Raw genomic sequence first — 7,712 nt, forward strand, 5'->3', positions numbered from 1 at the left:
TGTGCAGCTGCACTCGCTCGTCACCTTCCCGCCCGCGCGGCCCCGTCGTCTTCTCCGCCTCGCCCACCTCGGCGGGGTCTCGACGCTACCCGGTGCGAACCCGCCGCCACGCCCGCCGGGTCGGCGGGTGCTTTGACTCACACCTGTCCCTACCTTAACCTGAACGCCGTTCAAGATTGCTTGAACACCGTTCAAGTACGGCGGTCACCTCGGTCGAGGCAGCCGCCACGCCGACGATCTGTCCCGCCGGAAGGGAAAACGCCGTGACCCAGGCACCCGTTCAGACCGACATCCTCGAGATCGCGCGCGAGCAGGTGCTCGGGCGCGGCGAGGGGCTGACCCAGGAACAGACCCTCGCGGTGCTGCGGTTGGGCGACGACCGGCTGGAGGAGCTGCTCGCGCTGGCCCACGAGGTGCGCATGCGCTGGTGCGGTCCCGAGGTCGAGGTGGAGGGCATCATCAGCCTCAAGACCGGCGGCTGCCCCGAGGACTGCCACTTCTGCTCGCAGTCCGGCCTGTTCCAGTCGCCGGTGCGCGCCGCCTGGCTCGACATCCCCAGCCTGGTGGAGGCCGCCAAGCAGACCGCCAAGACCGGCGCCACCGAGTTCTGCATCGTCGCCGCCGTGCGCGGGCCGGACGCGCGGCTGATGGCGCAGGTCGCGGCGGGCGTCGAGGCCATCCGCAACGAGGTCGACATCCAGGTCGCCTGCTCGCTGGGCATGCTCACCCAGGAACAGGTCGACCAGCTGGCCGCCATGGGCGTGCACCGCTACAACCACAACCTCGAGACCGCCAGGTCGCACTTCCCGAACGTGGTCACCACGCACACCTGGGAGGAGCGCTGGGACACCCTGCGCATGGTCCGCGAGGCGGGCATGGAGGTGTGCTGTGGCGGCATCCTCGGCATGGGCGAGACCCTGGAGCAGCGCGCCGAATTCGCCGCCCAGTTGGCCGAACTCGAACCCGACGAAGTGCCGCTGAACTTCCTCAATCCGCGCCCGGGCACCCCCTTCGGCGACCTCGAGGTGCTGTCCGCCGCCGAAGCGCTCACGGCTGTGGCGGCCTTCCGGCTCGCGCTGCCGCGCACCATCCTGCGCTTCGCGGGCGGCCGCGAGATCACCCTCGGCGACCTCGGCGCCAAGCAGGGCATCCTCGGCGGCATCAACGCCGTCATCGTCGGCAACTACCTGACCACGCTCGGCAGGCCCGCCGAGGCCGACCTCGACCTGCTCGGCGAGCTGAAGATGCCGATCAAAGCGCTCAACGAAACCCTCTGAGGCGAGCGCGGCGCGATGGGTAGGGTCTTGGACATGGACGAGCGCTACAACCCGTTCACCGGCCGGCCGATCGTGCCCGGTGCCGACGACAGCGTGCCCGCGGCGGCGGCCCTCGGCCTGGAGCCGCCGCGCTACTGCGAGTCGTGCGGCAGGCGCATGGTCGTGCAGGTGAGCCCCGACGGCTGGTGGGCCGAGTGCTCCCGGCACGGCGTGCTCGACTCCGCGAGCCTGGAACGCCGCTGATGGCCGCAGGCGGTGGGTTGCGCGCGCCGGGAGTGCGCGCGGAGGCCTCGGCGGGACTGTGGGTGGTCGCGGCGGTGGTCGCGGTGAGCCTGGCGGCGGGCGCGCTGTGGGGGGTGACCGCCCCCACCGAACAACTGCTGGTGACCCAGCCGGGGCGCGGCTCGGCGCTGCTGGGGGAGAGCCTGCACCAGTTCGACGCGGTCGCGATGTTCGTCTGCTTCGGCGCGGTGACCGGCTTGCTCGCCGCGGTCGCGGTGTGGCGGCTGCTGCGGCCGGTGCGCGGGCCGCTGGTGCTGATCGGCTTGCTCGCCGGCTCGCTGATCGGCGCCTACGCGATGGCGTGGAGCGGGGAGACGGTCGCCGAGCTGCTGCACCCGCGAGCCGACGACCCGGCCGTCGGGACGATCGTCACGCTGCCCACCGGGATCGGCACCGGTCTGGCGCTGGTGGTGCAGCCGCTGGTCGCCGCCCTGGTGGTGCTGTTCTTCGTCGCGCTGAGCACCTCCGACGATCTGGGCACCGGCTACATCAGCTCGCTCGGCCGCACGGCGCCGACGCCGCAGTGGAGCGCGGTCCCCGCCTTCGATTCGCCGGGGGCGGTGGGCGATCAGCAGCCCCTCCCGCAGCCCCGGCCCGGCCAGGAGGCCGAGCGAGCCCGCTGACCGGATCAGCCGCGCCTGTCCGCGGCGACCTCGGCGACCCGGTCACGCAGGGCCTCGTTCTGCCTTCGCATGAGTGGTTCGTTGGCCGCGAGCAGGGGGGCGAGCGGACGCGCGAGCAGACCGCTGTAGGTGTCGCGGTGATGTACCACGGTCGTGTCCGCGTCCACCGCCTCCAGGCGGAATTCGTGCAGGCCGCTGAGGATCCGGGGATGCAGCAGTACGGCATCCCAGCGCAGCAGGCCGTACTCGTAGGCCACCACCGTCGGGCGTGCGGTGACCGCTCGTCCCGTCGGGCCGAGAATGCGGACAGTGAGCCGGGCGCCGGACTCCGGCCTGCCGCGCACCTGCTCGATGACCGGACTCCACCGCGGGTACGCGGCGAAATCGGTCAGCACGGACCAGACCTCGGCGCTCGGGGCCGCGATCACGATCTGCGTGGCCAGGGTGTTCGGCATCCGCGTCAACGGGTGACCTCCTGCCGCTCGGTGAGCCGCGCCGGTAGTGCGAACTCGACATGTTCCTCGGCGGTGCGCAGCGTTTCGACGCGCGTATAACCGTGTGCGGCCAGGGCGGTCAGCAACTCATCGACCAGTTCCTCCGGCGCGCTCGCGCCCGCGCTGACTCCGATGGTGCCCGCGGAGCCCAGCCAGTCCGGTCGCAGATGACCGGCGTCGGGCACCAGGTGGGCCGTGACCCCGCGGGCGGCGGCCACCTCGACCATGCGGATCGAGTTGCTCGAATTCGCCGATCCGACCACGAGGACGAGATCGGTGCGCTCGGCCAGGGCGGCCACCGCCCGCTGTCTGTTCTCGCTGGCGTAGCAGATGTCGCCGGCGGGAGCGGTCGCGGTGTCCGGGAACCGGGCCCGGAGCACGCCGGTGATCGCCTCGGTGTCGGTGATCGACAGGGTGGTCTGGGTCAGGATCGCGACCGGAGTGGCGGGATCCAGATCGAGTCGCTCGGCCGCACGCAGGTCCTCGACCACGATGGTCTGCGCGGGCGCCTCGCCGTAGGTGCCCTCCACCTCCTCGTGTCCGGCGTGACCGACCAGCAGCAGTGTGCGTCCTTCCCTGGCGAAGCGCCGAGCCTCCTGATGCACCTTCGCCACCAGCGGGCAGGTCGCATCGATGACGTCGAGGCGGCGCTCCCGGGCGGCGGCGCGGACGGTGGGGGACACCCCGTGCGCGGAGAAGACACACAGGGCGCCTTCCGGCACTTCCTGTTCGGAGTCGACGAAGACGACACCGCGTGCCTGTAATTCGGAGACCACGCGATGGTTGTGGACGATCTCCTTGCGGACGTAGACCGGTGGTCCCGCCTGCTCGAGCGCCTGCTCGACGATGGCGATCGCCCGGCGCACACCCGCGCAGAATCCGCGCGGGTCGGCCAGCAGCACGGTGCGCTCGTCGGAGGGGCCGGGCCTGCTGCCGGTCGAGGTGGTGCCTGCGGTCATGATCTTCCCTTCGGGACGATGGGGCGACGGCACGGTCATTCCGATGCCCGGCCGGAGACGACGGCCTCCAGTTGTCCGGCGTCGATCGGGCCGAGCAGGGTGCGGATGGGGACGGCACGGCCGAAGGTGGCTTTGATCTTGGCGCGCAGTTCGACGGCCAGCAGTGAGTCCAGTCCGAGCGAACGGAGCTTGGGGGCTCGGCGCACCAGCGAGACGTCGGTGATCCTGAGTGTCTCCATGATCAGCGACTCCACCTCGCTCGTGCGTTCGGCGGTCGAGGCGGTGGCTGCCGGCGCCGCGTCGTGCGGTGACGGTCCTGGCGCGGGCTCGTGCAGCTCCCGCAGCAGCGCGTCGCGGGCCAGCGAGGGATAGCGCGCCGTGACGCTCGCCCAGTCGGCCGGATAACAGACCGGCATGTCGTGTCCGTACTCGCCGAGCACGTGCCACAGGAAGCCGAGCCCGTCCTGCACGTCGATCTGCTCGACCCCGTCGGGCGCGAACTCCCGGTCCGAGTCGAGGTCGCGTAGCATGCCGGGCCCGGACCAGAAACCCCAGCGCACACCGGCCGAGCGCACGTCGGCCGCCGCGGCCAGCACCCCTTCCATCGCGGCGTTGGCCGCCCCGTAGTGGGCGAACTGCGGGGAGGGCAGCACCGCCGAGGCCGAGGAGTAGGCGACGAGCATCCGGGCGTCGCAGCGCCGGGCGAGCTCCAGCAGGTGCCGGGTGCCGTCGACCTTCGGCCCGAGTACCCGCACCCAGTCCGCGTGGGTGAGTTCGGTGAGTGGTCCCGCCGACAACCTGCCCGCCAGCTGGAACAGATGGGTCTCGGTCGCGCGGAGCTCGGCGAGCCGGTTCGCGATCGTCTCGACCGACGCGGGATCGGCGATGTCGCACCGGAGGTAATGGATCTCGGGGTGCTCGCCCAGATCGTCGGTCTGCGGATGCGTACGAGTGCCGACGAGCACGACCCGGGAGAACGACCGGCCGAGCAGGTCGCGCGCGAGCTGCCTGCCCAGACCACCCGCCCCGCCGACGACCACCGCGACACGGCGGCCGGCATCGGTCGGGGCGGTGGCTCGCCGGTGCGGCGGGTGAATCGCCGCGTCCTCGTCCAGGCGGGCTGTCGCGTGGGGGGACAGTGCCCGCGGCCAGGTGACCGGGTCCGCCCGCGTCGGTTCCGTGGTGTCCGCCTCCGCCCTCAGCAGGTCGGGCAGCGCCCGCACCGCGTCGTAACCCTCGGGCAGCCGCTTGCTCCCGATGCCGCGCGGCCCGAACTCGGGGTCGCGCCACACCACGGCGAGTTCGGCCCTCCGGTCCGCCCGCGCGCGGACCAGCGCCGACCACGCCGCGCCGCGTCGCGCACGTGGCGCGGCGGGAGCGCGAGTGGCCGACAGCCGTGCCGCCCGGAAGAGCCCGCCCGTGTCGCGACGGAGGCGGTGCTCACCGCGCCCGGCGAGTTCGAGCACCGAGGGAAGCGCCCCCAGCGGACCTGTCCCCGCGACGGCGATGCCGACGACCTGGAGGGCGGGGAACTCGTAGGGCAGGGCGCCTGCAAGTGAGAACGCGAACGAGGCGGCAGCGGAGCGGAATTCGTCTCCCCTGGTCTCGGAGAGCGTGGCCTCGGAGAGCGTGGTCTCGGAGAGCGCGTTCTCGGAGAGCGCGGCGGGATCGACGGCGACCGTGCCGTCGTCGGCGGCATCGGCCGGTTCGATGTCGTCGGTGACCAGCGCGAGCGGCACACCGGCCTCGCCTGCGGCGCGGGCAAGGTGGGCCAGCACCATACCGAGTGCGGCGAGACGATCGGTGGCCGAAGAGCCGGGCGTCCCCACGCCGCCGCGCAGGTCGACGATCAGCTCTGCCCCGGGACCCACGGCCGCCACCACGGCCTCGCACGCCGCTTCCGCCCGCGGGGGGTCGACGGCGGCGACATCCAGCGCCTCGCCCAGACGCGTGCCCCGCAGTCGCACGATGTGGCGGTCCACCCGGCGTGCCGACAGTGCGAGGGGAACCCAGGTGCGATGCAGCGGCGCGATATCGGGAGCGGCGGCAAGCGGCCGGATACGCAACCCCGCGCAGTGCACCGCCAGCCTGCCTTCCGCGTCGAGGACGGCCACGTCGTAGCCGTCGCCGGTGGCGTTCGGCGCGATGACGGTGCGGGCGCGCCCGGAAGGCAGCGGCCGGTGGAAGGTGAGCGTGTCGACGCCTTCGAAGAAGAACGACGCCCGTGGCGACAGCCCGGCGGCCATCCGGTAGCGCACGGCGGCGACCCCGTGCAGCGCGGCGTCCAGCAGCGCCGGATCGATGCCGCGGCCGAGCCCGCAGGAGGTGGTGAGCTCGGATTCGACGTGCGCGTGGGTATCCGAGGCCCACAGTTCGACGATCGACCGGAACGGCCCGGTCCAGGCATTGCCCGCGGCGGCGAAAGCGGCGTAGAACTCGTCGACGGGGATGGGAGTGAGATCCAACGGCAGGGGGAGCGTCACCGGGACCGGATCACCTACCGCCTCCACGACCGCCGTGGCACACAATGCCGGTTCGCCGTCGCGGCCGGTGCTGAACGACACCCGGACGTCGTCCTGCTCGCGGGTGATGGTGAGTGTCAGTTCCGTGGTGTCCTCGTCGAGAGCCACCGGTTCGAGGAAGCGGACATCGTGCAGACGGACCGTGTCTCCGGTCCGGCCCAGCGCGTCGGCCAGACAGCCGAGTGTCAGCGTGCCCGGCGCGACGGCCTCCCCGCGCACCCGGTGTCCGGTGAGGAGCCGCACTTGTTCGCCGGTGAAGCGATAGACGAATCGGTCGGCGTCCCGGGCGCCCGTACCCTGGTGCGCCGCCGGGCGCAGCGAGGGGATCGGGCGCGCCGCACGGGACCAGGTGAGTGCCGCGGCGAGTTCGGAACTCCACGGCGGCAGCCGCTTCGGGCGGAACGGCACCTGGGCGGTGAACAGCGCGCCGAGCGTCGTGCGCAGGAAGCCGGCATCGGCCGCGGCGTCGATGGCGACGACGAGACCGGGGAACTGGCCGCGCAGATGTGCGGCCAGCACCGGGCGCGGCCCGATGTCGATCACGACGCCGTGTCCGTCCTCGGCGAGACGTCCGGCCACCGGCGGCAACTCCACGCGCCTGCCGAGATTGGCGGGCCAGTGCCCGGCCTCGATCACCGCGCCCGCGCGCGCCCCGGCCCCGACGGTGGAGCTGTAGAAGGGGATCGGCGTGGTGCGGTCACCGATGGCGGTGGCGGGCTCGAAGGCCCGCACGGCCCGTTCGACGAACCGGCTGTGCGAGCCGAACACGACCTCGAGCGGACGTGCGTCGTAGCCGTGGCAGGCGGCCGCCGTGCCGACCTCGTCGACGCGATCGCTCGCGCACGCCACCACCACACAGTGCGCGCTGTTCACCACCGCCACGTCGGCCACGTCGGGCAGCCACCGCGCGTCGTCACGCACGTTTTCGCCGGTGATCACGATCATCGCGGTGTCACGGGCGTACTCGCGCACCGCCTCGGTGCGAGCCGCGAGCAGGCGCGCGCCCTCCCGCGCGGTGAGAGCTCCGGCGACGACCGCCGCGGCCAGATCGCCGAAACTGTGTCCGGCCACCGCGTCCGGGACGATGCCGTAGTCGCGGAGCGTCTCGGCGACGGCCACCTGGGTGGCGAAGGTCGCGTAGGGCTGGAGCGCGGGCGGGATGTCCCCGTCACCGTCGAGCAGCGCGCGTTCGTGTTCCGACATGTGCGCGCGCACCGTCGCGTAGGTTTCGCGCAGGTGGGCGCGCAGGATCGGATCGGCGACCGTCGAGGGGCCGAGCCACTGTGCGCCGAAACCGCCGAAGGCGAACACCACGGTGGGCTTCTCCCCCCAGACGGCGCCGAGCAGGCCCGGGTGGCCGTCCCCGGCGTCGCCCTCGAGGTCGACCCGCCGGTCATCGGCGCTGTGGTTGACCCGGTAGGCCAGGGCGGCGTCGAGGACGCGCGGGGGGGGGGGGGGGGCCCGGCGCGGGGGGGGCGCCCCGCCCCCCCCCGGGCCGGGGGGGGGGGGGGGGGGGAACCCCGGGGGGGGGGGGGGGGGGGGGGGCGGCGCGGCG

Annotated in this window: 6 protein-coding genes; 3 read left to right on the forward strand and 3 right to left on the reverse strand. The window is 73.0% G+C overall.

Going from position 1 to position 7,712, the window contains the following annotated elements:
• The first annotated feature begins 263 nt into the window (after positions 1–263).
• The 3 genes from bioB to QH283_RS17825 are packed head-to-tail and all read left to right on the forward strand — an operon-like array spanning position 264 to position 2,182.
• Entirely contained in the window at positions 264–1,277 is a 1,014-nt protein-coding gene (bioB, locus tag QH283_RS17815) for a biotin synthase BioB (RefSeq protein WP_280504119.1), read from the forward strand.
• A gap of 15 nt (positions 1,278–1,292) precedes the next feature.
• On the forward strand, positions 1,293–1,520 hold the full coding sequence (locus QH283_RS17820) for a hypothetical protein (protein WP_280504120.1): 228 nt from the start codon (positions 1,293–1,295) through the stop codon (positions 1,518–1,520).
• Positions 1,520–2,182 carry a DUF2567 domain-containing protein gene (locus QH283_RS17825; protein ID WP_280504121.1) on the forward strand — a complete coding sequence of 221 codons (663 nt, stop codon included), beginning with the start codon at positions 1,520–1,522 and terminating at the stop codon, positions 2,180–2,182. The genes QH283_RS17820 and QH283_RS17825 overlap by 1 nt, the downstream gene beginning before the upstream one ends.
• Before the next feature lie 5 nt (positions 2,183–2,187).
• Here QH283_RS17825 and QH283_RS17830 read toward each other — a convergent pair whose 3' ends face one another.
• From QH283_RS17830 to QH283_RS17840, 3 genes are all read right to left on the reverse strand, one after another.
• Complete coding sequence (locus QH283_RS17830; protein WP_280504124.1) at positions 2,188–2,637, reverse strand: SRPBCC domain-containing protein; 450 nt, start codon at positions 2,635–2,637, stop codon at positions 2,188–2,190.
• A 5-nt stretch (positions 2,638–2,642) separates the two neighbouring features.
• Positions 2,643–3,635, reverse strand: a complete 993-nt coding sequence (gene ispH / locus QH283_RS17835; RefSeq protein WP_280504122.1) for a 4-hydroxy-3-methylbut-2-enyl diphosphate reductase — start codon at positions 3,633–3,635, stop codon at positions 2,643–2,645.
• A gap of 35 nt (positions 3,636–3,670) precedes the next feature.
• Positions 3,671–7,712 (reverse strand): SDR family NAD(P)-dependent oxidoreductase (locus QH283_RS17840; RefSeq protein ID WP_280504123.1); only part of this gene is annotated, 4,042 nt, incomplete at its 5' end.

The organism is Nocardia farcinica (genome assembly GCF_029867845.1).
GTDB lineage: Bacteria > Actinomycetota > Actinomycetes > Mycobacteriales > Mycobacteriaceae > Nocardia > Nocardia farcinica_A.

Bases quoted from the DNA above. Each gene is read 5' to 3' on its own strand.
- QH283_RS17830 (WP_280504124.1), bottom strand. From the start codon at position 2,637: ATGCCGAACACCCTGGCCACGCAGATCGTGATCGCGGCCCCGAGCGCC.
- QH283_RS17825 (WP_280504121.1), top strand. From the start codon at position 1,520: ATGGCCGCAGGCGGTGGGTTGCGCGCGCCGGGAGTGCGCGCGGAGGCC.
- QH283_RS17820 (WP_280504120.1), top strand. From the start codon at position 1,293: ATGGGTAGGGTCTTGGACATGGACGAGCGCTACAACCCGTTCACCGGC.
- ispH (WP_280504122.1), bottom strand. From the start codon at position 3,635: ATGACCGCAGGCACCACCTCGACCGGCAGCAGGCCCGGCCCCTCCGAC.